This is a genomic window from Qipengyuania flavescens (assembly GCF_029688735.1).
Lineage (GTDB): Bacteria > Pseudomonadota > Alphaproteobacteria > Sphingomonadales > Sphingomonadaceae > Qipengyuania.
In genome coordinates this window covers 432,517-456,250 of the sequence record NZ_JARULD010000002.1, presented here as the reverse complement: position 1 = coordinate 456,250, position 23,734 = coordinate 432,517, and the positions used below count along the sequence as shown (strand labels likewise).

The 23,734-nt window shown below is 63.7% G+C and carries 22 protein-coding genes; 14 read left to right on the top strand and 8 right to left on the bottom strand.

Annotated features, from left to right (window positions below):
• The 5 genes from recA to dapA form a co-directional block, all read right to left on the bottom strand.
• Entirely contained in the window at window positions 1–1,065 is a 1,065-nt protein-coding gene (gene recA, locus P8R33_RS07515) for a recombinase RecA (RefSeq protein WP_278328364.1), read from the bottom strand.
• A gap of 138 nt (window positions 1,066–1,203) precedes the next feature.
• Window positions 1,204–3,681 (bottom strand): hybrid sensor histidine kinase/response regulator, encoded by a 2,478-nt coding sequence (locus P8R33_RS07510; RefSeq protein ID WP_278328363.1) that lies wholly within the window; start codon window positions 3,679–3,681, stop codon window positions 1,204–1,206.
• A complete protein-coding gene (locus P8R33_RS07505; protein WP_278328362.1) occupies window positions 3,678–4,283 on the bottom strand; it encodes a DUF2062 domain-containing protein in 606 nt (201 codons plus the stop codon). The genes P8R33_RS07510 and P8R33_RS07505 overlap by 4 nt, the downstream gene beginning before the upstream one ends.
• Window positions 4,284–4,392: 109 nt before the next feature.
• A complete protein-coding gene (gene smpB, locus P8R33_RS07500; protein WP_278328361.1) occupies window positions 4,393–4,875 on the bottom strand; it encodes an SsrA-binding protein SmpB in 483 nt (160 codons plus the stop codon).
• A 45-nt stretch (window positions 4,876–4,920) separates the two neighbouring features.
• A complete protein-coding gene (gene dapA / locus P8R33_RS07495) occupies window positions 4,921–5,802 on the bottom strand; it encodes a 4-hydroxy-tetrahydrodipicolinate synthase (protein ID WP_278328360.1) in 882 nt (293 codons plus the stop codon).
• 102 nt (window positions 5,803–5,904) lie between these two features.
• Here dapA and P8R33_RS07490 point away from each other — a divergent pair, with 102 nt between their 5' ends.
• Genes P8R33_RS07490 through P8R33_RS07480 form a run of 3 tightly spaced genes read left to right on the top strand, consistent with a single transcriptional unit; the run spans window position 5,905 to window position 8,820 of the window.
• Window positions 5,905–7,833, top strand: coding sequence for a lytic transglycosylase domain-containing protein (locus tag P8R33_RS07490; protein ID WP_278328359.1), 1,929 nt, complete (start codon window positions 5,905–5,907; stop codon window positions 7,831–7,833).
• A gap of 20 nt (window positions 7,834–7,853) precedes the next feature.
• The gene (greB, locus tag P8R33_RS07485) at window positions 7,854–8,345 is read left to right on the top strand and encodes a transcription elongation factor GreB (RefSeq protein ID WP_278328358.1); all 492 of its coding nucleotides are present in this window, start codon (window positions 7,854–7,856) and stop codon (window positions 8,343–8,345) included.
• Window positions 8,338–8,820, top strand: coding sequence for an invasion associated locus B family protein (locus P8R33_RS07480; protein ID WP_278328357.1), 483 nt, complete (start codon window positions 8,338–8,340; stop codon window positions 8,818–8,820). The genes greB and P8R33_RS07480 overlap by 8 nt, the downstream gene beginning before the upstream one ends.
• A 60-nt stretch (window positions 8,821–8,880) precedes the next feature.
• On the opposite strand, the gene P8R33_RS07475 is transcribed toward P8R33_RS07480, so the two are convergent.
• Window positions 8,881–9,549 carry an outer membrane protein gene (locus tag P8R33_RS07475; RefSeq protein WP_278328356.1) on the bottom strand — a complete coding sequence of 223 codons (669 nt, stop codon included), beginning with the start codon at window positions 9,547–9,549 and terminating at the stop codon, window positions 8,881–8,883.
• 281 nt (window positions 9,550–9,830) lie between these two features.
• Between P8R33_RS07475 and rlmN the strand changes: the two genes are divergently transcribed.
• The 9 genes from rlmN (at window position 9,831) to P8R33_RS07430 (ending at window position 17,603) form a co-directional block, all read left to right on the top strand.
• Window positions 9,831–11,072, top strand: coding sequence for a dual-specificity RNA methyltransferase RlmN (gene rlmN / locus P8R33_RS07470; protein WP_278328355.1), 1,242 nt, complete (start codon window positions 9,831–9,833; stop codon window positions 11,070–11,072).
• 4 nt (window positions 11,073–11,076) lie between these two features.
• Complete coding sequence (locus P8R33_RS07465) at window positions 11,077–12,084, top strand: septation protein IspZ (RefSeq protein ID WP_278328354.1); 1,008 nt, start codon at window positions 11,077–11,079, stop codon at window positions 12,082–12,084.
• Window positions 12,081–12,677, top strand: a complete 597-nt coding sequence (locus tag P8R33_RS07460) for a class I SAM-dependent methyltransferase (protein WP_278328353.1) — start codon at window positions 12,081–12,083, stop codon at window positions 12,675–12,677. The genes P8R33_RS07465 and P8R33_RS07460 overlap by 4 nt, the downstream gene beginning before the upstream one ends.
• A gap of 178 nt (window positions 12,678–12,855) precedes the next feature.
• Window positions 12,856–13,503, top strand: coding sequence for an MOSC domain-containing protein (locus tag P8R33_RS07455; protein ID WP_278328352.1), 648 nt, complete (start codon window positions 12,856–12,858; stop codon window positions 13,501–13,503).
• 131 nt (window positions 13,504–13,634) lie between these two features.
• Complete coding sequence (locus tag P8R33_RS07450; protein WP_278328351.1) at window positions 13,635–14,021, top strand: glycine zipper 2TM domain-containing protein; 387 nt, start codon at window positions 13,635–13,637, stop codon at window positions 14,019–14,021.
• 120 nt (window positions 14,022–14,141) lie between these two features.
• Window positions 14,142–14,915, top strand: coding sequence for an SDR family oxidoreductase (locus P8R33_RS07445; protein WP_278328350.1), 774 nt, complete (start codon window positions 14,142–14,144; stop codon window positions 14,913–14,915).
• Window positions 14,912–15,583 (top strand): cytochrome b/b6 domain-containing protein, encoded by a 672-nt coding sequence (locus P8R33_RS07440; RefSeq protein WP_278328349.1) that lies wholly within the window; start codon window positions 14,912–14,914, stop codon window positions 15,581–15,583. Before P8R33_RS07445 ends, P8R33_RS07440 begins: the two co-directional genes overlap by 4 nt.
• Complete coding sequence (locus P8R33_RS07435) at window positions 15,573–16,313, top strand: molybdopterin-dependent oxidoreductase (protein WP_278328348.1); 741 nt, start codon at window positions 15,573–15,575, stop codon at window positions 16,311–16,313. Before P8R33_RS07440 ends, P8R33_RS07435 begins: the two co-directional genes overlap by 11 nt.
• A gap of 39 nt (window positions 16,314–16,352) precedes the next feature.
• Window positions 16,353–17,603 carry an SAM-dependent methyltransferase gene (locus P8R33_RS07430; RefSeq protein ID WP_278328347.1) on the top strand — a complete coding sequence of 417 codons (1,251 nt, stop codon included), beginning with the start codon at window positions 16,353–16,355 and terminating at the stop codon, window positions 17,601–17,603.
• A 247-nt stretch (window positions 17,604–17,850) separates the two neighbouring features.
• Here the strand turns inward: P8R33_RS07430 and P8R33_RS07425 are convergent, their stop codons facing one another.
• Entirely contained in the window at window positions 17,851–19,440 is a 1,590-nt protein-coding gene (locus P8R33_RS07425) for an ATP-binding protein (protein WP_278328346.1), read from the bottom strand.
• Window positions 19,441–19,745: 305 nt separating this feature from the next.
• Here P8R33_RS07425 and P8R33_RS07420 point away from each other — a divergent pair, with 305 nt between their 5' ends.
• Entirely contained in the window at window positions 19,746–20,960 is a 1,215-nt protein-coding gene (locus tag P8R33_RS07420) for an argininosuccinate synthase (protein ID WP_278328345.1), read from the top strand.
• A gap of 924 nt (window positions 20,961–21,884) precedes the next feature.
• Window positions 21,885–22,397 (top strand): septal ring lytic transglycosylase RlpA family protein, encoded by a 513-nt coding sequence (locus tag P8R33_RS07415; RefSeq protein ID WP_278328344.1) that lies wholly within the window; start codon window positions 21,885–21,887, stop codon window positions 22,395–22,397.
• Window positions 22,398–22,541: 144 nt separating this feature from the next.
• Here P8R33_RS07415 and P8R33_RS07410 read toward each other — a convergent pair whose 3' ends face one another.
• The gene (locus tag P8R33_RS07410; RefSeq protein WP_278328343.1) at window positions 22,542–23,510 is read right to left on the bottom strand and encodes a hypothetical protein; all 969 of its coding nucleotides are present in this window, start codon (window positions 23,508–23,510) and stop codon (window positions 22,542–22,544) included.
• Between the last annotated feature and the right edge of the window lie 224 nt (window positions 23,511–23,734).

Genomic DNA, 23,734 nt, shown 5'->3' with positions numbered 1-23,734 from the left:
TCAGTCCTCGTCCGCGTCCGGACCGGTCATCATCTCTTCGGCCACCTCGTCGGTGCGGCCGCGGATTGCGGCTTCCAACTTGGCGCACATCTCGGGATTTTCCTTGAGGAAGGTCTTGGCGTTCTCACGGCCCTGGCCGATGCGGACGCTGTCGTAGCTGAACCAGCTGCCCGACTTCTCAACCACGCCGGCCTTCACGCCGAGGTCCAGAATTTCGCCGATCTTGGAGATGCCTTCGCCATACATGATGTCGAATTCGACCTGCTTGAACGGCGGGGCGACCTTGTTCTTGACGACCTTCACGCGGGTCGAGTTGCCGACCACTTCGTCACGGTCCTTGATCTGACCGGTGCGGCGGATGTCGAGGCGGACCGAAGCGTAGAACTTCAGCGCGTTGCCGCCGGTCGTGGTTTCCGGATTGCCGTACATCACGCCGATCTTCATGCGCAGCTGGTTGATGAAGATCACCATGCACTTGGAGCGGTTGATCGAGCCGGTCAGCTTGCGCAGCGACTGTGACATCAAACGCGCCTGCAGGCCGACATGACTGTCGCCCATCTCGCCCTCGATCTCGGCGCGCGGGACCAGCGCGGCGACCGAGTCGACCACGAGAATGTCGATCGCATTGGAGCGCACCAGCGTGTCGGTGATTTCGAGCGCCTGCTCGCCCGTATCGGGCTGCGACACGATCAGTTCGTCGATATCGACGCCCAGCTTTTTGGCATAGACCGGGTCGAGCGCATGTTCGGCGTCGACGAAGGCGGCGGTGCCGCCGGCCTTCTGGGCCTCGGCAATGGCATGCAGCGCCAGCGTCGTCTTGCCCGAGCTTTCCGGGCCGTAAACTTCGATCACGCGGCCCTTGGGCAGGCCGCCGATACCGAGCGCGATATCGAGACCGAGCGAGCCGGTCGAAATCGCTTCTACATTCATTGCTTCTTTCGAGCCCAGCTTCATTGCCGAACCCTTGCCGAACGCACGATCGATCTGTGCGAGCGCGGCGTCGAGTGCCTTCTGACGGTCTGCGTCCACTTGCTTTCCTTCTACCAGCTTCAGATTGGCCGCCATGACATCACCTCCTGCGCTTGCAAAGAGCCGCCCTTCGACTCTTCAACTGGAACATGATGTATCGGCTTTGTTCTCGAAGAACAAGTAGGGAACGGAAATTTTTTCGTGGTTTGTTCCGCGTCAGCCTGACGACGCCCCCTAGCTCCCGCCCTGAGCGGCGAGAACGTCGGCGACCTTGGCGTTGATCTGCTGCACGCTGAAGGGCTTGGCGATGAAGTACATGTTGTCGATGTCGATATCGTTGCGCAGTTGTTCCTCGGCATAGCCGGACATGAACAGGATCGGGATCTTCGGTTTAACCCGACGGATCGCGCGGGCCATCGCGGGGCCGTCCATCGCGGGCATGACCACGTCGGATACGATGAGATCGAAATTGTCCGAGCCATTGGCGATCGCGGCCAGGCCTTCCTCGCCGTCAGAGGCGGTGGTGACGGTATAGCCCGCGCGCACGAGCGCCCGCTCGGCGACGGCGCGGACCATATCCTCGTCTTCGACCAGCAGCAGCTTTCCCCCGCCGGACCATTCGCTGGCCTTGGGCTCCGCCTCTTCCTCGCGCCGCATCACGGCTGGCAGTTCGCCGCTGTGGACGGGCAGGTAGATGGTGAAGCGCGCGCCAGTAGTGTTGCCGTCGGGCCCGCGCACATTGTCGGCGAAGATGAAGCCGTTCGACTGCTTGACGATGCCGTAGACCGTCGAAAGGCCGAGACCCGTGCCCTTCCCCTGCTCCTTGGTGGTGAAGAACGGTTCGAAGATCTTGCTGATGAGGTCCTGCGGGATGCCGCCGCCCGTGTCCTGCACGATCAGCACGGTGTAATCGTCCGCCGGCATGATATCGCTGCCCATCTTGCGTACATCGCGCGCGGACACGCGCCGCGTCGCGAGCGTGAGGCGGCCCTTCCAGTCCTGCTTGCCGCTTTTCGCCGCATGCGCCTGCATCGCGTCGCGCGCGTTCACGGCGAGGTTGATGATGACCTGCTCCAGCTGCTGCGGGTCGGCACGCACCGGGCCGAGCTCGCGGTCGTGGCGGACGACGAATTCGATCTTGTCGCCCATCAGGCGCTTGAGGAGCTGGCTGACCTCGCTGACCACGTCAGGCAGCTGGAGCACCACCGGCAGCAGCGTCTGCTGGCGGCTGAAGGCGAGCAGCTGGCGCGTCAGGCTGGCCGCGCGGTTCGAGTTCGCCTTGATCTGCTGGATATCATCGTAATCGCTGTCGCCGGGTGTGTGGCGCAGCAGCATGAGATCGCAATAGCCGATAATCGCGGTCAGCACATTGTTGAAGTCGTGCGCGACGCCGCCCGCCAGCTGGCCGACCGCCTGCATCTTGGTGGCTTGCGCGACCTGGCGGCGCAGGCGCTTTTCTTCGGTGGAATCGGTGATCGACAACAGCACTGCCGCATCGCCCAGCCCGCGGATCCCGGCGAGGCCGATCGAGACCGGCTCCTCCTTGTTGCCGGCGAGGTGCACCGCCATGTCTCCGCTGGAACTCGCGCCCTTGGCGAAGCGGCGCACGGTGTCGGCGATCGCCGCCTTGTCCTCGCGCACGACGAGATCGGAGGGGAATTGCGGCAGCCCTTGCTCCTCGCGCTCGACGGCGCGCAGGAAAGCAGCATTGGCAAACAGGAAGCGCCCGTCGCGATCCGTCAGCGCGAGGCCCAGCGGAAGCGCCGCCAGCAACGTCTCGAGCTGCGGGATCGCTGCCTTGCCATTGCCTTCGAAGCCGCCGCCGATCCCGACGGTCCGGTCGATCAGCAGCATCAGCGACGGCGCCTGATCGGCATCCTTCGCGCGATTGCCGCGCTGCAATTCCAGCGGGACATGGACCAGCGTCTGCGGCGAGCCCTGCTGGCCTTCGCGCGCGAAAAAAATGCGATCGCGGTCGTCCGAGCGCAGCAGCTGGACGAATTCCATGCCGACCAGCGAGGTGGCGGCATCGCCCGTGGCTCGCTCTGCCAGGCCCACGGTGGCCGCCTGCACGATGCCGTCCGGTGCGACCATCGCAAGTTCGAGCCCGGCGCGCGACATGACCTCGCCGAAGGGTCCTTCGACCCGCTCTGCTAGCCCGTCGTAGCTGCGTTCCTGGACGATCTCGGCGAAGCGCCAGACGAGATAGTCCTCGCCCCGCCCCGCCCGATCCACATCGAGCCGGAAGCGTTTCTCCACACCCTCGATGGTCAGCAGATCGACGCGCGCATGCCCGTCACGCCACGCTTCGCGCGCAGCGATCATCAGGCGTTCGGAGGATTTCGGCGCGAAGCCGACTTCCAGCGGCGGAACGGCCTCCCCGAACCAGTCCTCATAGGACGAGTTGGCGCAAATCAGCCGATTGGCCCGGTCGGTGATGGCAACCGCCCGCTTGCTGTTTTCGACTGCGGCCGCAGTAACCGACCAGTCGGGAACACCGGCCTCCTGCTCGACCGGCCCCGTCCGCAATCGCGCGGCGAGTAGCAGCATGAGCAGGAAAGCGACCAGCGCGCCGCCATAGGCTATCGCGACCACGGCTTCCCCGCCGACCAGCCCGACCATTACGATGGAGAGCACGCAGGCGCCAAGCACGCCGAATATCAGCGGCAGCGGCGGAAGGCGCGCGATAGTCGTGTCGTCGGAAGGCGTCATTCGCCGTCCTCCGCCAGGCGCTCGTACATCCGGCGTTCGGCCGCGCGCAGGCGGCGGCGGCGCTTGCCGGCCACGATGAAGCGCCAGACGAAGCTCGAGAGAAGATAGCCGATGGCCGCACCCACGACGGCCAGCACGACGAAGCCGAAAATCGTCACCAGCACCGTCACCCCGACGCCTTCGAACATTTCGACCAGCCACGCCCAGCGCCCGCTGGTGATTTCATCCTGCGCAGCACCGCCGGTGACGTCGAGATCGACTTCGAGGATGAACGCGCCGACGCGATTGGCAAAAACCGCCCAAATGGGGAAGGTGAACGGATTGGTGATGAAAGTTACGAGCGCCGACAATGGCACGTTCGCGCGCGCAGGCAACGCCATGAAGGCGGCGAGAAAAATCTGCCCGACCGGAATAATGAACCCGGCAAAGATACCGAGCGCCACGCCCCGCGGCACGCTGCGCCGGGTGAAACGCCACAATTCCGGCGTCAGGAAGCGGTGGGCGATCGGCTTGAGATACTTGTTCTCGGCAAGCTGCTCGCGCGTGGGCATGTATTTGCGGATCAGGTCCGACAGGAAGGTTTTGGACTTCGGATTGCTCATGACCACATTTCACAGATGCGCTTGCGCCCCGGCGAGTGCAAGGCCCGCGCTCTAGCGCATGGCGATGAATGCGCAATGGCTATCGGCCGGTTAACGATGGACGAGCCGCTCAGCCCTTCTCGCGCATCAGGCGCGCCTTGTCGCGCTTCCAGTCGCGCTCCTTGATCGTCTGCCGCTTGTCATGCGCCTGCTTGCCCTTGGCGAGCGCCAGCTCGACCTTCGCCCGCCCGGTCGAATTGAAATAGACCGACAGCGGGACCAGCGTCATGCCCTTGCGCTCGACCGCACCGAACAGCTTCTCGATTTCGCGCGCGTGCAGCAACAGCTTGCGCGGCCGCCGCGGCTCGTGATTGAGCCGGTTGCCGTGGGAATATTCGGGGATGTTGGCATTGATCAGCCACACCTGCCCGTCGCGCACTTCGGCATAGCTTTCCTTGATGCTCGCCTCGCCCGCCCGCAGCGCCTTGACCTCGGTCCCCTGCAGGGCGAGCCCGGCCTCGAACGTCTCCTCGACATGATAGTCGAACCGCACGCGCCGGTTGTCGGCGACGGTTTTTTGCTTGTCGAAGGTGGCGGGTTTGGGACGGGCCATAGGGTGGGCGCATCTAGGGTCGCAGTGCGCAAAAGGAAAGGGCGGTCAGATCAGCCCGGCAATTTCCAGCGCCTCGTCGACCTGCTTGCGGCTTTCATCGCTCGCGTTGCAAAGCGGCAAGCGCACGTCTTCGGAAAACCAGTCGTGGACGCGGCTGAGCGCGTATTTGACCGGCGCGGGGCTCGCGTCGGAGAACATTGCATAATGAAGCGGGAACAGGCGATCATTGAGCTTGCGCGCCTTCACGAGATCATTGTCTGCAATCGCCTCGTGGAACTCCGCGCAAAGCGCCGGGGCGACGTTGGCGGTCACCGAAATGCATCCTGCCCCGCCCGCGGCGGAATGCGGGAGCCACAGCTCGTCATTACCGGACAGCTGGCAGAAATCGTGGTCCAGCCCCATGCGGTGATCGGCCACGCGCGAGAGGTCGCCGCTGGCATCCTTGATGGCGACGATCTGCTTCGGGAATTTGCGGACCAGCTCGACCACGGTCTCGTCCTCGATATCGGTGACGGTACGGCTGGGGACGTTGTAGAGGACGATCGGCAGGTCGCTGTTTTCGGCCAGGAAGCTGAAATGCGCGATCAGCCCCGCCTGGCTCGGGCGGTTATAATAGGGAGCAACGCACAAGCCTGCAGCGGCGCCTGCCTTCTTGGCGAAATTCATGTGGAGCAGGGCATTTCGCGTATCGTTGCTGCCGCAGCCGGCGATCACCGGAACGCGGCCTGCGGCCTGTTCGATGCAGACTTCCACCACGCGGTGATGCTCCGCATTGGAGATGGTGGAGGCCTCGCCCGTGGTCCCGCAGGGCACCAGCGCCTTGCTGCCATTGTCGATTTGCCAATCGACCAGGCGGCGGAAAGCTTTCTCGTCGAACGCTCCGTCGCGGAAAGGAGTCGCCAGAGCCGGAATCGAGCCAGAGAACATTTACGGAAGTCCTGCGTTAGATACATGACAACTCGCGAGAAATCGCGAGACGGGATTTTTCATTCAGCGCCTGATAAGGAGCCGGGAGCCATTATGTCCAGCATGGGCAAGACAACAGCAATCACTTCGATCCTCCTCGCAACCACCGCTTTCGTGCTGCCGGCCACCGCGTCGGCGCAGAATGACGGGCGCAGCACCATGGTGGCGCAGCAGCCCGCGCGGATCGATGCGGCGATCGCACAGTGGGAATATCTCACCAAGCGCGACGATCTGTCGTTCGGCTCCTACGCCAATTTCATCACGACCTATCCGGATTTCCCGAAGGAAGACTTGCTGCAACGCCGCGCCGAAAATGCGCTCGATAGCGAGGCCGCGTCGCCGCAGGCTCTGGTGGCATTTTTCGACGAGCACCCGCCGCTGACGAATAGCGGGCGTGCGCGCTATGCGCTGGCACTCGCGTCGATGGACCGGCCCGAGGCGCTGGAGATGGCGCGCGAGGCGTGGCGCAATGGCACCATGAGCGGCCCGGCGGAACTATATCTCGTCGGCCTGTTCGGTAGCCACTTTGCGCCCGAAGATCACGACGCCCGGATGGACGCGCTGCTGTGGCAGGGCAATCTCGACGCCGCATCGCGCCACATCGCGCGCGTTTCGCCCGCCTATCGCCAGATGGCGCAAGCCCGCATGGCGCTGCTTGGCGGCTCGATGGGCTCGGCTCCGCAGGACGCGATGAGCGATGCGGGCTATGTCTATAATCTGACGAAGTATTACCGCAGTTCGGGCCAGCCCCTCCAGGCAGTGAACCTGTTGGGCAATCGCGCAACCTTCAATGCTCCTGCCTTCGACGGCGACGCCTTCATCAGCGAAGCGCTGGCTGTCGCAAAGAGCGCAGGCGCACCGAGCCAGGCGGTCGCCATCGCCTCCAAGGTGGACGATTTCTTCGCGCCGGGGACCGACATTTCCGAAGGGTCCTTCGCCCTGCGCGACAAATACACCGACCTCATGTGGCTTGGCGGCACCAAGGCGCTCTGGTCGATGGGGGACGGCCAGCGCGCCGCGCCGCTCTTCTATCGTTATGGTACCGCTGCCAAGACTCCGCTGACCCGTTCCAAGGGTTTCTTCTGGGCCGGACGTGCTGCGGCGCGTGCAGGTGACCGGGCCGAGGCGCAGCGCTATTGGGAAATGGCGGCTGAATATCCCGAATGGTATTATGGCCAACTGGCGCTGAGCGAACTTGGCCGTCCGATGCCGAGCTTCGCCGCTCTGCCCCAGCCGCAGTCGTCGCCCGAGCAGCGCTCCGCTTTCGACAGCGATCCCCTCACGCAGGCTATCCGCGCGCTTTCGCGCAACCGGCAGGACTGGCGCACGGAGCGCGCGTTCTTCGAAGCGGTCGCCGAGAAAGCGGATACGCCGGAAGAAATGGCGCTGGTCGGCGAGCTCGCGCGGCAGACGGGCTTGGAGGAAATGGCCGTCGTCGCGGGCCTGGTCGCGGGCGAACATGGTCTCAAGGGCTATGAGCGGATCGGCTTCCCGACCGTGCAGACGCATAGCGGCGCGAACTGGACCATGGTCCACGCCATTGCGCGGCAGGAGAGCGAGTTCGACCGCACCCGCGTCAGCCACGCCGGTGCGCGCGGCATGATGCAGCTCATGCCCGGCACAGCGCGCGAGGAAGCGGGCAAGATCGGCGTTGCTTACATGTCGGCCGATCTGACCGCCAATCCCAGCTACAACATCCGCCTAGGCGATGCGCATTTCGCGCGGCTGATGGACCGCTACAACGGGGCCTATCCGCTCGCCATCGCGGCCTACAACGCCGGCCCCGGCCGGGTGAACGAGTGGCTCCGCCTCAATGGCGATCCGCGCAACGGTTCTGTCGACTGGGTGACCTGGATCGAGCAGATCCCGTCGAATTTCGAGACGCGCTATTACGTCATGCGCGTGATCGGCAATGCTGTCGCCTATGCCAATATGCATCCCGACCAGTCGACCGCCCGCCAACGCGATATCGCGAGTTACCTGCGGCGATAGAATACGCTAGGGGCGGGCCGATGGGCGCGCAGAAATCCGTTCCGGGCAATCCGATCACGCCGGCAGGCTATGCCGCGCTGCGTGCGAGATACGATCATCTGCTCGGCACCGAGCGGCCGGAAATCGTCGAGATCGTGAGCTGGGCCGCCGGGAACGGCGACCGCAGCGAGAACGGCGACTATCTCTACGGCCGCAAGCGGATGCGGGAGATCGACCGCGAGCTCGGCCACCTGTCGCGCCGGATGAAGGCCGCGCGGGTGATCGACCCTGCCGAACAGCCCGACAAGTCGCGCGCCTTCTTCGGCGCCACCGTGACGCTTGCCGACGAGCACGAAGTCGAGAAGACCGTCACCCTGGTCGGCGACGACGAGCAGGACGCCAGTGCCGGGCGGATCGGCTGGTCATCCCCCCTCGCCCGTGCGCTGAAGGGTGCATCGGTCGGGGATTTGCGCCTCGTGCGCCTTCCCGGCGGCGACCGCGAGTGGGAAGTAATGGCCATCGACTATGCGTAAAGTACTGGCTCTGACCCTGCTCCTCCTCGCAAGCCCGCTGGCAGCGAAGGACAGCCTCGGTGTTTTCTCAGACTGGGGTGCGTTCCGCGATCCTACGGTCCCGCGCTGCTACGCAATTGCGAAGCCGACGCCCAGCCGCCTATCGCGGGACAACGAGCCGTTCGCCACCATCGGCACCTGGCCGCGCCGACAGATCCGCGGACAAGTGCATTTCCGCCTGTCGCGCATGCTGGCGAAGACGCCATCGCTACAGCTCCGCATCGGTTCGCAGCGCTTCGAGCTGACGGGCGGCGGCGGCGATGCCTGGGCGAAAGACCGGAGGATGGACGCAGCGATCGTCGCCGCGATGCGCTCGGCCCAGAGCATGACGATCCGCGCAACCGACACTCGCGGACGCCGCTTCTCGAACTCCTATTCGCTGTCCGGCGCGGCCACGGCGATGGATGCAGCCACCCTCGCCTGCTCCCGGCGCTGATACGAAAAGGGGCCGGCAACGCCCTGCGCTGCCGGCCCCCGTTTTCACTACGACTTCTGCTTAGAAGCGATAGCCGAAGCCGAGCATCACCTGGTGACGGTCGACGTCGATCTCGCCGAGATCGGCATCCGGCGTGTCGCCTTCGAAATCGAGTTCCGCATCGCCGTAGTTCGAATAGCGATATTCGAGCTTGGCATAGGTGTTCTCGTTGAGCGCGTATTCCGCACCCGCACCCACGCGGAAACCGTCCGTGTCGATCTTGGCACGATACTCGTCGCCGTCGAACGAGCTGTTCACGTTGTAGCGTGCGTTCGAATAACCGCCCTTCACGTAAAGCAGCAGATCCGGGTTCGCGAGGATACCGGCGCGCGCGCCGACATAGAGGTCGCGGCCTGCATTCACATTGCCGAGGCCGAAGAATTCACCGTCGGCACCATCGAATTCGACGTCCGCCGTGGAATCGGTCAACTCGCCTTCGAGACCGAGGACGACGCCGCCGGCGTTGAAGTCGTAACCGACGCCGACGCCATAGGTCACGCCATCGATCGACTGGTCGTTACCTTCGTTGGCATCGTCGTCGATGTCGCTGCCGGCCTTGCTGACATCATAACCGACAAGCGCTTCGGCGCGCGGGCCGGTGAAGGTGCCGTCGGTCGCGTCCTGAGCGGCGGCGGGGGCTGCGATGGCGGCCACCGAGGCGGCTGCGAAAAGTGCGACTGTCTTTTTCATACTTAGTACTCCGTTTCTTATCGACGCCGCTTCACGAGCAGCGTGGACTTCGAGAACGGCGGAAGACCGCGCGCAGTTTCATTAACCTTCCACAACAAGAAAGTGTTGCATCCGCGACACAATCTTGCGCCAAGCCGTGCCGCCTCATCGACCGAATGCAGGCGCAAACAGATTGCGCGGAATTCACGACGAAACGTTGGAACCCGATGGCACGAGATCGATTTTACGCGCTCCGTTCCATCTGGCCAAAACGCCCTCACGCGCCTATATGCGCCGCTCCCATGGCTGATACGACACTCATGAGCATCCCCGGGCAGGTGGACCCGGTTCCCGTCGCACGCGACATAACGCTGCGCGCCGATGGCCGCATCGATCTGATCGGCCTGCCGAAAGAGCGTATCCGCGAATTGTTCGCCGAGGCGGGCCTCGATCCCAAGCAGGCGAAACTGCGCGCCAAGCAAGTGTTTCACTGGCTCTACCATCGCGGCGTGACTGAATTCGAAGCGATGACCGACATCGCCAAGACCATGCGCCCGTGGCTGGCCGAGCGTTTCGTTATCGGTCGTCCCGAAGTGGTCGAGGCCCAGCATTCGACCGACGGCACGCGCAAATGGCTGCTCAAGACCGCCGAGGGGCACGAATTCGAGATGGTCTTCATTCCGGATGCGGATCGCGGAACGCTGTGCGTGTCGAGCCAGGTCGGCTGCACGCTCAATTGCCGCTTCTGCCACACCGGCACCATGAAGCTGGTCCGCAATCTGACGCCGGGCGAGATCGTCGGGCAGGTCATGCTGGCGCGCGATGCGCTGGGCGAATGGCCCAAGGGCTCGATGGCGGGCCTGGACGAAGCTGAAGATCAAGGCCACTACACCTCTGATGGCCGCCTGCTGACGAACATCGTGATGATGGGCATGGGCGAGCCGCTCTACAATTTCGACAATGTGAAGGGCGCGCTCAAGCTGGTGATGGACGGCGACGGCCTTGCGCTCTCCAAGCGGCGCATCACTCTGTCGACCAGCGGCGTCGTGCCGATGATGGATCGCTGCGGCGAGGAAATCGGCGTCAATCTGGCCGTCTCGCTACACGCGGTGACCAAGGAGATCCGCGACGAGATCGTCCCGCTAAACAAGAAATACGGCATCGAGGAATTGCTGCAGGCCTGCGCCGATTATCCCGGTGCCAGCAATGCCCGCCGCATCACCTTCGAATATGTGATGCTGAAGGACAAGAACGATACCGACGAACACGCCCGCGAACTCGTGCGCCTGCTCAAGCAATACAAATTGCCCGCCAAGGTGAACCTGATCCCGTTCAACCCCTGGCCCGGCGCAGCTTACGACACCTCCACGCCGGAGCGGGTGAAGCGGTTCTCCGACATCGTATTCGAAGGCGGCATCTCCGCCCCCATCCGCACGCCGCGCGGCCGCGACATCGATGCAGCCTGCGGACAGCTGAAGACTGCGGCGGAGAAGAAGAGCCGTGCGCAGCGGGACCGCGAGGCGGCCGAGGCAATCGAAGCGTAAGTTCGTGGCAAGGGTGACGATCTGGCGCTATCGGCGCCGCTTTCGGATTGGTTCCACCAACGGGCTGGTAACGCTGCGCTCGCGCAGCGATGGTCTGTTCTCGGAACTGTGCCTCGATGGCAGGGTCGTCTCGATGGATGCGACCCCGGCCATCGGTCCCGACGCCGTACGCAATCATCGCTTGTCCGCGCCGCTCCTCGACGGCTCGTTGATTGAGGTCGAAGCCGGCTACATTAGCTCGATGAATCTTGGCATCGCGGTCCGGCGCGACGGGGAACTCATCTACGAAAGCCACCCCGGAGAGACCATCGCATATCCCGAGCATTATCGGGAGATGATGGAAAGCTATGCCAACGGAACGGTCGGCGACGCACTGTCGCAAGACTTCAACGACAGCGCGGGCGGCCATAACTCCCACATCGATTTCGGCGCCTTCAAGCGCAATCGCATTCCGCTGGCGGTCGATATTTTGCTAGGCCTCCTCTTCTTCGTCATTGCCAAGCTGACCGATCTCACCACCGCTGCGCTGGTCGGGGCTGCGGTCGGCGTCGCCTTATTGGTGGCACAGCGGTTGACCAAGATCGACCTGCTCGGGGGTTTGGCGCTATTCGGCATAGCCTTGCTGTTGCTTTCCGCAGGCCTCGCGCTGGTTTTCCAGTCCGACGATGCGGTCAAGTACCGCTCGTCCGTCGTCGGCCTCGTCAGCGCCTCATTGTTCTTTTTCGATGGTGTGGCTGGCGGGAACCGGCTTGCGGTCCGGCTGAAACGCTATCTGCCCTATCGCGACATAGATCCCGCGCGGCTTGGCATCGGCATGGGTGTACTCGGCGCGATCATGGCCGGTCTGAACCTGGTTGTCGCGTTCTACGGGTCGACCGATTTCTGGCTCTTCTACAGTACCTTCGCGGATTTCTTCGTGACGATGGTGCTGATCCTGATGGTGTTCCGGTACGCACAGGGCAAGATGCTGCGCGATATAGCCCCAGTCTATCGAGAGCTACCGCCGGAATGAGCGATCCGGCGACGATAGCGTTCTACGAGAAGAACGCGCCGCGCTACACGTTGGGCTTCGGGCAGGCGCCGAGCCGCCATCTTAACGTTTTTCTCGACCGGCTCGCGCCCGGTGCCAGCGTACTCGAGCTCGGCTGTGGCGGCGGGCGGGATTCGGCTCGGATTGCTGAGCGCGGCTTCCATCTCGACGCGACCGACGGTACCCCCGCAATGATCCACAAGGCCAATGAACGTTTCGATGTCGGCGCGCGTTTGCTTCGCTTCGACGAGCTCGACGCCGTAGCCGCATACGACGCGGTCTGGGCGCATGCCTGTCTGCTGCATGTCGCGCGAACCGACCTGCCTTCCGTACTCGCGTCAATTCATCGCGCGCTGCAGCCCGGCGGCTGGCATTTTGCCAATTTTAAGCTGGGCAGCGGCGAAGGCAGGGACCTGCTCGGTCGGCTGCATAACTTTCCCGATGCCCGCTGGCTCGAAGATGTCTATCGCACCGCCGGGTTCGCGATCGCCTCCTCGGAAACCTATGCCGGAAAGGCAGTCGACGGGACGCAGCGCGACTGGATGGCCCTGACGGTGCAGCGCCCTCGCGCGTGAGCTAGTCCACCGACCGGCTTTCCTACAGCAGCGGGCTATGCTCAAAGACCGGCATGGTCGATCTGATCCTCTTTCAAACCGCGATTAACCGGCGCATTGCGGGTGGTCGGTTTTTTCCGCCCAGGACAGTGGTCCATGCGGTCCATGTCTCCTATCCTGTAGGGATGGAAGTTTGGCGATGAGCGTGGTCATCACAGCAGTCTGTATCGGCCTGCCCCGCCCCTTCAACGGCGCGGAACTCAGCGCGATCGACAAGCGGCCAATTGCAGGTCCGGTGGCCATCCGCAGCTTCGGGATCGAGGGCGATATGGTCGCCGATACAAAGCATCATGGCGGACCGGACATGGCCGTGCATCACTATGCGAGCGATCACTACCGTGCGTGGGATGACTGGCTCGGCGGGCATGGCTTGCTTCAGGGGCCAGCCGCTTTCGGCGAAAATTTGATGAGCACGGGGCTGGTGGAGAGCGACGTCTGCATCGGCGACCGCTTTCGCTTCGGTAGCGCTATGCTGGAAGTCAGCCAGCCGCGCCAGCCCTGTTGGAAGATCGAGCATCGCTTCGGGCACAAGGACATGGTGAAGCGTATCCTCGCCGAGCACATGTGCGGCTGGTACTACCGCGTCGTCGAGGAAGGCGAAGCCGAAGCGGGCGACGTGCTGGAGTTGGTAGAGCGAGTCCACGAGGGCTGGAACGTCGCCCGGGTCTTTGCCGCGCTTCACGACCCGAGAAGCGAAGCTACCGGAGCGGAGCTTGGCGAGATCGCAGCGCTGGACCGGCTCACCGATCAATGGCGAGACAAGGCGACGAAGGGGCGTGATGGCTAGCAATTCGTCGCGCGCGGTGGGTCGGCTTATCGCTAATCCGGCCTTAGTGCCGCTCGTTCATCCGAGGTTGTGGACCCCCTCACCACCGTCCGGGTTGAAGAGCCAGACCACAGGATAATGAGGCACAAACGATGAAGAAACTCGCTCTCGCATTCGCCGCCGGCACGTTGGCCGTCACCGGACTTGGCACCGCCGCTCCCGCTGCTGCCGACCCGCCGCCCTGGGCGCCGGCGCATGGCAAGCGCGCCAAGGATCGCGCGATCTACGACAGCCGCGGCTACTACATGGAACCGCGCCGCATCACGCGCAGCAGCCGCATGTGGCGTGGCGACGATGGCCGCTACTATTGCCGCCGCGACAACGGCACGACCGGTCTGGTGATCGGTGCCGGCGTCGGAGCACTCGCGGGTCACGAACTCGCGGGCCGTGGCGACCGTACGCTCGGTGCGATACTCGGTGGCGCGGTGGGCGCGATCGTCGGCCGCGAGATCGACCGCGGGAGCCTTCGCTGCCGCTAAAGATGTTCGGATAGTTCGAGGGGTTCAGCTCTTCGGTTCGCAGGAGGCGCGCGATGCGAGGTTTCGGCCCTGCATGGCGCGCCTTTCCATTGGAGCGCGTTCGGCTAAGGTAGGAGAGCCATGCCGAAGACCAACAGACCAGCCGTGCTCGTCACCGGAGGTGCCAAGCGCCTCGGTGCAGCGATCGCGAAAGCCTTCGGCGCGGCGGGCTGGCATGTCGTTGTCCACTACCGCCGCTCCGCCGACGCCGCCGAACGACTGGCTGCTGCATTGCCGAGCGCGGAGACGATCCGCTGCGACCTCGCAGATGGCGATAGCGCCGTCGCCATGGTCGACGACCTCGCCGCAAAGCTCCCCGACTGGGGCGCGCTGGTGAACTGCGCGTCCATCTTCGAGGAGGACAGTGTAACCGCACTCGATCCGGCGACGAACCGGAGAGCGATGCAAGTCAACGCCACCTCCCCCTCCCGCATGGCTCAAGCCTACCTCGCGAACGCCCGAAGCGAGGCCGGGCGCTGCGTCATCCAGATTACCGACCAGAAGCTCGCCAACCCCAATCCCGACTTCTTCAGCTACACGATGAGCAAGCACGCCTTGGATGCCACTATCGACATGCTGTCCATGGGCGCGGCGGATGACACGGACCGCGTCTACGGCCTCGCACCCGGTGCCATCCTGCCCAGCCATGACCAGAGCGAGGCGGAAACCGAAGTGTCGCACCGCCTGAACCTGCTCCGCCGCAAGACCGATGCCGCCGAAGTCGCGGACGCAGCTCTGTTCCTGGCGGGCCGGCACCTGGCAAGCGGCCAGACGCTCTACATCGACAGCGGGCAGCACCTGATGGCTCAATCGCGCGACGTGATCTACTTGGCGCGCGAGGTGGAAGCGGAATGAAGAGGCACGTCCTTTCCACGCGGATCTGGCATTGGCTCAACCTGCTGTGCGTGGTCGTGCTGTTCATGTCCGGCCTGACCATCAGCAACGCCCATCGCCTGCTCTACTGGGGCGACTGGGGTTTCGATCGCAGCCAAGCCTGGCTCGAGGTCCCGCGCTTCCCCGACTGGATGACGATCCCGGGCTATTACAGCCTCGCCGTGGCGCGCGATTGGCACATCCTGATGGCCTGGCCCTTCGCGCTCGGACTCCTGTTCATGTGGATCGCCATGCTCCTCAACCGGCACTTCAAGCGCGACCTCATTACCACCCGCAGGGAGTGGCGCCCGAAGGCGATCTGGCGCGATATCGTCGAGCATGCGAAGCTCAATTTCGACCATGGCGAGGGGAAGTACAACTTCCTCCAAAAGCTGGCGTACGGCCTCGTGCTCGGCATCTTCCTGCCGATGATGGTTTTCAGCGGCATCGCGATCAGCCCCGGCATGGAGCCGACCTTCGGCTGGCTGGTCGACCTGCTTGGCGGGCGCCAGTCGGCGCGCAGCCTGCACTTCATCTTCGCCTTCGCGATCCTGGGCTTCTTCATCGTGCATGTCGCGCTCGTCCTGCTGTCCGGGCCGATCGGACAGATGCGCGCCATGATAACCGGGGGATCGACCCATGAAGCGTAGAGGGTTCCTGGCTGCGGCGGGTGCCGCCTTCGTCGCCGGCTGCAACAAGGTGGCCGATACCGATGCCGGCGCACGCCTGCTGTCTGCGGCCGAGAAATGGCACATGGGCGCACACCGCCTGCTTACCAATCGCGAGGCCCTTGCGCCCGAGTACCCGCGCAGCGCGGTCTCCCCCTTCTTCCGCGGCAACGGCTCGGTCGATCCCCAGAACGGCGACTACCCGCGCCATGTCGAGGAAGGGTTCGCCAACTGGCAGCTCACCGTCGGCGGGCTGGTCCGCAACCCGCTCGCCCTCACGCTCGACAACATCCGCCGCCTGCCCCAGCGCTCGCAGGTCACGCGCCACGACTGCGTCGAGGGCTGGAGCGCGATCGGCGAGTGGACGGGCCCGCAGCTCTCCCTGCTGCTCGACGAGGCCCAACTCAGCCCCGAAGCGCAGTTCATCGTCTTCCGCTGCGCCGACAACCTCAACGGCCAGGACTATTACGAGAGCGTCGACCTGATCGATGCCTACCACCCCCAGACCATCATCGCCCACAGCCTCAACGGCGAGCCCCTCCCCGTCCGCAACGGCGCCCCCTTGCGCATGCGGATCGAGCGGCAACTGGGCTACAAGCACGCCAAGTACCTCACCGGGATCGAAGCCGTCGCCAGTCTCGACGACGTCGGCGGGGGACAGGGCGGCTATTGGGAGGACCGCGCCGGCTACCAGTGGTACGCCGGCATCTGACGGGCTGGACACGGCTCCGGGCTTTGGCAAGATAGCGCCATGAGCAAACGCCTGCTGTCCCGCTTCCTCGGCTCCGTCATCGAGAAGGGCGTGCTCGAAGCGCGCTTCGCCGACGGTACCGTCACTCGTTTCGGAACTCCTGCAGAGGGCTATCCCGAACTCGCCGTCATCTTCCGCGACGGCAAGGTGCCACGGGACATCCTGCTCGATCCCCGCATCGGCGCGGCCGAGGCGTACATGGACCAGCGCCTCGACCTCGAGGGTGGCGGCATCATGGAGCTCGTCCAGCTGCTGCGCTCCAACGCCGTGTGGGAGCGTGGCGGCCAGCTCCGCCCGCCCTCGCTCGGTCGCCGCATCCGCAACCGGGCCACCTTCGCCATCGGGTCGATCAACGACCGCATCGGCGCGCGCAGGAACGTCGCCCATCACTACGACATCGGCAACGACCTCTACCGCCTGATGCTCGACCCCGAGCACATGCAATACAGCTGCGCCTATTGGCCGGAGTGCGTCGAGACCCTCGCCGAGGCCCAACACGCCAAGCTCGCCCATATCGCCGCCAAGCTGGCGCTGGCCGACGGGCAGCGCGTGCTCGACATCGGTTGCGGCTGGGGCGGGATGGCGATCTTCCTCGCCAAGCACTTCGACGTCGAGGTCCACGGCATCACCCTGTCCGAGGAGCAGCTCGCCCTTGCCCGCAGCCGCGCCCGCGAGGCCGGGGTGGACGACCGCGTGATCTTCGAACTGGTCGACTACCGCGATCTCGCCAAACGCGGCGAGCGGTTCGACCGCATCGTCTCGGTCGGAATGTTCGAACATGTCGGTCGCCCGCAGTTCGAGACCTTCTTCCGCGCCTGCGCCAACCTGCTGGCCGACGACGGCGTGATGCTGGTCCACACCATCGGCCGCTTCGGCGGGCCGGGCACGACCGATGCCTTCACCTCCAAGTACATCTTCCCCGGCGGCTACATCCCCGCCCTGTCGGAGACGCTGGCGGCCAGCGAGACAAGCCGCCTGATCCATTCCGACATCGAGACGCTGCGGCTGCACTACGCGAAGACCCTGCGCGAATGGTACGCCCGCTGCGAAGCCAACCGCGCCGCCATCGTCGACCTCTATGACGAGCGCTTCTACCGCATGTGGACCTTCTACCTCGCCGGCGCGACCGCCGCCTTCGAATGGGGCGGCATGGGCAATTACCAGATCCAGTACGTCCGCGACCGCCGCGCCCTGCCGATCACGCGCGACTACATGGCGGCGGCGGAGCAGAGGCTGCTGGGCGGGGATTGAGGGCGCGGATTTGAAGCCGACTGCCGTGTAGGACGAAACGAGGGTTCGCGCCTGTGCAGTCCTACGACATGGACCGCATGTTACACGGTCCAATGCGGAAAAAGCTGCGGGGGGATGTGCGGGCTGTTCGCTGATGGAGAGATGCAGGTTGGGCGCAGCGTAGGCCATGCGGTCCAGTACCACCGCGCTTGGCAAGTAGGAAAACTAATTGAGTGGCCGACGTGGTATCGAAAACCGGAACCGAGAATTAGGCTTCGCGGAGACCACCCCTTCTATCGCCCACCAATTCATAGCGCGCCTTGGGATCACGCTGGAACTTCGGAGGGACAAACGCGAGAAGTCCCTTTCGGACCAAGCGATCCAAGTCCTTCTTGGAAGTATTCCAAGTGCGTCCGGTGATCCGTGATGCTTCAGCCACTTGTATGGAACGATTATTGAACGCATAGCCCATAATCTGGACTTCATATTCTTGAAGCTGCTTCCAAGTATCCACTCCACAATATGTGGCTACATCTTTGTCCAAGGCTCGCTTGCGCGTGTGATGGTCATTTCTCAAAGTGACCCTCACTGAGACCCCATTGATCGCTTCTTGCGAGAAATTCGGAGCTGGAAGGTTATAGTCTTCCATGCTTTGCCTCATCCTCCGAGTTCCCTCGCGCGACATCTGCGTAAAACCGAGGTAACGAAGTGCCTCCATAAGATGGGGATTACGCGCAGCTCTCTGATTGTAAATGTTGGCTGCGTTGACTGGCGGTACGAAACCGCCCGGGCTCTCAACCTCCATTCGATCAGAAAAAAACTTAACAAAAATTTCTGACCCGGAGAAGCTATACGAGCGATGGACGAGGGCGTTCACGAGCGCCTCAAACCATGCCCATTTTGGGTACTCGGGCGTCGTGACGAACTTACCTTCATTGCTTAGCCAAGTGACATTATAGTTCATGTTAGCCAGCATGGTATCGCCTTCACGCAGGATGCGTGGGATGTTTCCTTCCAGATAGAAATCGCGCAAAGGCGAAAATGTCTCACCCGCGCCCTCCTCCGTTCCCTCGAATCGTTGTACACGAATACGAGCGCCGGCATGGAATGAAAGCGGGTCCTTAGCGGCAAAAAGTGTCAAGCAATTTAGAGGCACATATCGATCGCCATCCTTTATCATTAGATGGCGGTCTACTAGTATATCCTCAGTGCTCCAATCCGGTTTGTTTTCTCTTTCACGGAAGTTCGTACAAAATTCTTGAACGACGTTTTCGTCGAAATCCTGCGGAAACTTGAAGTGCTCGTTGGGCCTTTGCTCCCAACGCCTTTCTTGCCGTGTTGCGCGGAAATCATCTCTTTCCTCCGCGCTCATTCGATGCTTGTTGTCGCCATGTCGAATAAAGGCTTCGGCCTTGTGAGTTTCAACCAGCGTTCCGCGGTACGGTATGTACGCTGCTACGACGAAGTTCGGTTTGCCGTCGACTTCGATGCCGATAGTTCGAAATTCTGGCGATGCTTCTGGACATAACTGAGTATGGCAACTTTTCAGTGCGTTTAGCTCCGGTTGGCTCAGACTGGCACAGCCAGTTACAGCTCCGTTGTTCTCGACGCCAAAGAGCATGATCCCGCCTTCCACGGTATTAGCCCACATGCTTAGATATTCGGCGTAGCGGCGCCGATCGACCTTTGAAGCACTTTTGCGCTCGATCCGATCATCCTCGGAGAATTCTGCTAGATTATGCTCACTCAGGCGGAGCCAGAGGTCGCGCGAAGTCCACGTCGCGCGGTGCTCAGGCGGAGTTTCCCAAAACGGAAGGGTTGGTTGGTCTATCATTCTCAACATAGGGGTGATGAGCATCTGCTCATCACCCCATATCTAGTAGCTAATTCACTTCGATCAGGGTCAACTAACTCTCTATATGCATGTCTCGCTGTCGGCGTCGAGGATATCAGCGAGGCAAAGGCAATAAGACGCCAATCTTTCCACTGCTATCGCGCGCCTCTCTAGTCTCTCCCCTCTGCAATGTCGTGCGCACAGAAACGGTCGAGCGAAGATCACGTCGCCAATATCTTATCTTCACTCGCTCTACCCCCACACATTCCCATTTGCCTACAGCGTCACGCTCCTGCTAGCGGCGCGGCCAAGCTAGCGAAGGTGTATCCATGTCCGAGATCAAACGTGTCGTCCTCGCCTATTCCGGCGGTCTCGATACCTCCGTCATCGCCAAGTGGCTCGAGGTGGAGCGCGGGCTGGAGGTGGTCACCTTCACCGCCGATCTCGGCCAGGGCGAGGAGATCGAGCCGGCGCGCGAGAAGGCCCGCGCCATGGGCATTCCCGACAAGCACATCTTCATCGAGGATTTGCGCGAGGAATTCGTGCGCGACTTCGTCTTCCCGATGATGCGCGCCAATGCCCGCTACGAGGGCGATTACCTGCTCGGCACCAGCATCGCGCGCCCGCTGATCTCCAAGCGCCTCGTCGAGATCGCGCACGAGACCGGCGCCGATGCCATCGCCCATGGCGCGACCGGCAAGGGCAACGACCAGGTGCGCTTCGAACTGTCGGCCTATGCGCTCGACCCGGACATCAAGGTAATCGCTCCGTGGCGCGAGTGGGACCTGACCAGCCGCACCGCGCTGATCGCCTGGGCCGAAGCGCACCAGATCGCCGTGCCCAAGGACAAGCGCGGGGAGAGCCCCTTCTCGACCGATGCGAACCTGCTGCACACCTCGAGCGAGGGCAAGGTGCTGGAGGACCCGTGGGAGGAGACGCCGGACTACGTTTATTCGCGCACCGACCATCCGGAGGATGCGCCCGACACGCCCGAATACATCACCATCGATTTCGAGAGGGGCGACGGTACGGCGCTGAACGGCGAGGCGATGAGCCCCGCGACGCTGCTCGCCGCGCTGAACGATCTCGGTCGCAAGCACGGCATCGGGCGGCTCGATCTGGTCGAGAACCGCTTCGTCGGCATGAAGAGCCGCGGCATGTACGAGACCCCGGGCGGCGAGATCTACGCCCGCGCCCATCGCGGGATCGAGCAGATCACGCTCGATCGCGGCGCGGCGCATCTCAAGGACGAACTGATGCCGCGCTATGCCGAACTGGTGTACAACGGCCTGTGGTTCAGCCCCGAGCGCGAGATGCTGCAGGCGGCGGTGGATTTGAGCCAAGAGAAGGTGAGCGGGACGGTTCGCCTCAAGCTCTACAAGGGCAATGCGATGGTGGTGGGGCGCAAATCGCCGAACTCGCTCTATTCCGAAGCGCATGTGACCTTCGAGGACGATGCGGGCGCCTACGACCAGAAGGACGCGGAAGGCTTTATCAAGCTCAACGCCCTGCGACTGCGGCTGCTCGCCAAACGCGATCGTTAGTTGCGGCGCAGCACGAATCTGCATTGCGATATTGCGCCTGCGAGGCGAATAACGACAGGAATTTGCGACCGGCGGTTGAGTTATCCACTCCCGTCCACAGCGAAAACTGGCGAAAGTGGAAAAGTCGCCGGTCGGGCAGTTGCAGAATCGGGCCTTCAGGCGCAGCTTCAATTCATCGGAACGGCGCGGAAACAAGCTGAACTGGACGGCCGAAAGGCTTGATAGATCAGAGTATTTCCAAACCGGAATGACGTGGCGGAACCTGTCCGCGCGGTTCAAGAGACCCTCGTGCTGAAGACCTCGGTCGGACGCAAGGCGGGTCGATGACGGAGCCGCGAAGGTGTTCCGACACGAGCTTGGCCAACCCGGCCGGAAGCCGAAGGTGGCATCTAGGAAAGGTCTTCGGACCGGACAGCGATGTGACCGTTCGAGGCGGAAGGCCATCAACGGAAATCCAAGCTGCGGAACCGCCTGATGAAGGCCGGTCTGCGACGGAAGCGAGGGTCCTTGCGACCTGGCGCACCCGAGCGGGTCAGCCCGAGGGTGGATCCGGATGCCGGTGCGAGCGCCGGTGACAGAACCGGAAGGGAAATCTTCGGATGGACCAGAAGGGAAAACATCGGATGCCAAGTTACGCGTCCCTTGATCTCCGGATGAAGGAACACGGCCACGCATCGGTGAGAGTGGGGTCGGCAGTGATGCCGGCCCCATTTGCTATGCGGGCTCCTTGCGAGCGGGCGAATCCTCCCTCGCTCAACCTCTAGTGGCTCAAGCTAGCCCGACCCACGAAACTCGGTACGGATGCGTCTTTCGATCCCGTAAGCGCGACGAACTGTGGCGGGAATGGGGCCATCGCCCGTCGGGTTAACGACTCCCGCCGGGCCCTCCGGTATAGCCACCCGATCCGAACGGGAGGTTCATTCGATGACCAAACGCACGATCCGCGCGCTGCTTTTTGCTGCCGCCGTTACCCTTCCCGCCAGCGCGGGCCATTCGCAGAGCGCGGGGCCGATGCCCGCGACCGAAGCCGCTTTCGTCGAGCATTTCGCGCCCTATTCCAGCCTCCCGCCCGAGCCGGAGGTGGCCGGCAAGATCGTCGACCTCGACACCTTCGACCCGCCGGTGGAGCCGGAACCCGTGCTCACCGTCCTCCAGAGCGGCGGCGCGTCCTATTACGGCCGCAAGTTCCACGGCCGCCGCACCGCCAGCGGCGAGGCGTTCGACATGCACGCCATGACCGCCGCGCACCGCACCCTGCCCTTCGGCACGCTGGTGCAGGTGACCAACCCCCGCAACGGCAAGAGCGTGACCGTCCGCATCAACGACCGCGGGCCCTTCCACGGCAACCGCGTGATCGACGTGAGCCGCGCCGCCGCCGAGCAGCTCGGCCTGATCCAGCGCGGGCATGGCCGGGTGGAATTGGCATTGCTTGACTAAGTCCTTGTGTTTCGCAGCCGTATTCGCGGCTGCGTCCTCGCTAGACGCGCAGCAAGCTGCGCCCGCTGCGGGCGGCCGGTCGGCCTTGCCGGGCCTCCGCCGGCCCGGTGCTCTAGGAGGGGTGAGCGTTGCGCCACGGCGGCGTCAGCCGGAGCTCTCCCCCTGGGCCACCCACTCCCCCGCCGCGTTGCGCGTGTGCAGCGTCCAGTCCGCGCCGTAGCGCCACCAGTCTTCGTCGCCCGCTTCGAAGGCGGCCATCTGGCATGCCTCCACGTCCCACGTCTCGCCCGACAACTCCTCGACTGATGGCGCATCGGCGGGGCGCGCTTCGTCCATTTCCTCGATCAGGCGAGAGACGCGCGGGTAGTGCGGGCATTCCCGGCATTCCGGCCAGCTCGGCGCGGCGCAGCATATCGCAGCGGCCCCATCCGCCGTCTCGCCCACATTGCATACCGGCTCCCACCCTTCGGCTCCGACGCGGTAGTGCGGCTGCCCGCGATCGGTGCCGAGCTGCGCGCCGATGCAGTCGCAGGGCGGCTCTGGCGGCGCGTCGGGAGCCTCCGCAAGCCCCTCGGCCGCCCCAGACATGGACCGCATGTTACACGGTCCAGGGGACAAAATGTCGGCGGTATCGGCGGGAGCCTCCACCTCGATCGCTCCCCCACGCCGCATGCGGGTGAGCATGGCGTCGAAATTCTCCGCCAGCTCCTCGATCCGCGTGTCGGTGCGCAGGCGGTCGAGCCGGCCGAGATGCGCGAGCAGCAGGCGGTCGGAGAGGCGGCGGCGCGTGCCGACGAGTTCGCCGTGATACCACACCTCCTCCTCCACGCCGTTCATGGCGCAATCCGCCAGCTTCGCCTCCGCCGCCGCGCGCGCGACCACCAGCGCGGCATCCCACGCCCGCCCGAAGGCAGCGGAGCCCCGCCGCGCGCGATAGCAGGTCTGGTGCGAGACCTTCACCCGCCGCGCCGCGGCCCGCACCGATCCGGTGACCGCCAGCGCCTCGAGAAACGCCACCTGCCGCTCCGCCACGAACTGCGTCTGCGGCGCATGCTCGTGCTCGGCGAAAAGATCGGAGTGGAGGACGACGGGGTGGTTGCTGAGATCGGTCATGCGGTTCACCTTGCGGATGAGGAAGGGAACCGGGTCATTTATACAGGGCGGAGCGTGTAGGACAGGAGTATCAGCCCAACACTAGCTGGATGGCGAAATCTTCCGAGCCGCAGGCGAGGCAAGGTTGACCAGCCGTCCGAGCTTAATCAAGGAGTCCAAGGGGCGCGGATGCGCCCCGCCCGGTGTTTGAGGGCCCAAACAAAGGACTGGCCGGTGCGAGAACA

Excerpts from the sequence above, each read along its gene's own strand:
- recA (WP_278328364.1), bottom strand. The coding sequence starts at position 1,065 with ATGGCGGCCAATCTGAAGCTGGTAGAAGGAAAGCAAGTGGACGCAGAC.
- P8R33_RS07510 (WP_278328363.1), bottom strand. The coding sequence starts at position 3,681 with ATGACGCCTTCCGACGACACGACTATCGCGCGCCTTCCGCCGCTGCCG.
- P8R33_RS07505 (WP_278328362.1), bottom strand. The coding sequence starts at position 4,283 with ATGAGCAATCCGAAGTCCAAAACCTTCCTGTCGGACCTGATCCGCAAA.
- smpB (WP_278328361.1), bottom strand. The coding sequence starts at position 4,875 with ATGGCCCGTCCCAAACCCGCCACCTTCGACAAGCAAAAAACCGTCGCC.
- dapA (WP_278328360.1), bottom strand. The coding sequence starts at position 5,802 with ATGTTCTCTGGCTCGATTCCGGCTCTGGCGACTCCTTTCCGCGACGGA.
- P8R33_RS07490 (WP_278328359.1), top strand. The coding sequence starts at position 5,905 with ATGGGCAAGACAACAGCAATCACTTCGATCCTCCTCGCAACCACCGCT.
- greB (WP_278328358.1), top strand. The coding sequence starts at position 7,854 with ATGGGCGCGCAGAAATCCGTTCCGGGCAATCCGATCACGCCGGCAGGC.
- P8R33_RS07480 (WP_278328357.1), top strand. The coding sequence starts at position 8,338 with ATGCGTAAAGTACTGGCTCTGACCCTGCTCCTCCTCGCAAGCCCGCTG.
- P8R33_RS07475 (WP_278328356.1), bottom strand. The coding sequence starts at position 9,549 with ATGAAAAAGACAGTCGCACTTTTCGCAGCCGCCTCGGTGGCCGCCATC.
- rlmN (WP_278328355.1), top strand. The coding sequence starts at position 9,831 with ATGGCTGATACGACACTCATGAGCATCCCCGGGCAGGTGGACCCGGTT.
- P8R33_RS07460 (WP_278328353.1), top strand. The coding sequence starts at position 12,081 with ATGAGCGATCCGGCGACGATAGCGTTCTACGAGAAGAACGCGCCGCGC.
- P8R33_RS07455 (WP_278328352.1), top strand. The coding sequence starts at position 12,856 with ATGAGCGTGGTCATCACAGCAGTCTGTATCGGCCTGCCCCGCCCCTTC.
- P8R33_RS07450 (WP_278328351.1), top strand. The coding sequence starts at position 13,635 with ATGAAGAAACTCGCTCTCGCATTCGCCGCCGGCACGTTGGCCGTCACC.
- P8R33_RS07445 (WP_278328350.1), top strand. The coding sequence starts at position 14,142 with ATGCCGAAGACCAACAGACCAGCCGTGCTCGTCACCGGAGGTGCCAAG.
- P8R33_RS07440 (WP_278328349.1), top strand. The coding sequence starts at position 14,912 with ATGAAGAGGCACGTCCTTTCCACGCGGATCTGGCATTGGCTCAACCTG.
- P8R33_RS07435 (WP_278328348.1), top strand. The coding sequence starts at position 15,573 with ATGAAGCGTAGAGGGTTCCTGGCTGCGGCGGGTGCCGCCTTCGTCGCC.
- P8R33_RS07430 (WP_278328347.1), top strand. The coding sequence starts at position 16,353 with ATGAGCAAACGCCTGCTGTCCCGCTTCCTCGGCTCCGTCATCGAGAAG.
- P8R33_RS07425 (WP_278328346.1), bottom strand. The coding sequence starts at position 19,440 with ATGCTCATCACCCCTATGTTGAGAATGATAGACCAACCAACCCTTCCG.
- P8R33_RS07420 (WP_278328345.1), top strand. The coding sequence starts at position 19,746 with ATGTCCGAGATCAAACGTGTCGTCCTCGCCTATTCCGGCGGTCTCGAT.
- P8R33_RS07415 (WP_278328344.1), top strand. The coding sequence starts at position 21,885 with ATGACCAAACGCACGATCCGCGCGCTGCTTTTTGCTGCCGCCGTTACC.
- P8R33_RS07410 (WP_278328343.1), bottom strand. The coding sequence starts at position 23,510 with ATGACCGATCTCAGCAACCACCCCGTCGTCCTCCACTCCGATCTTTTC.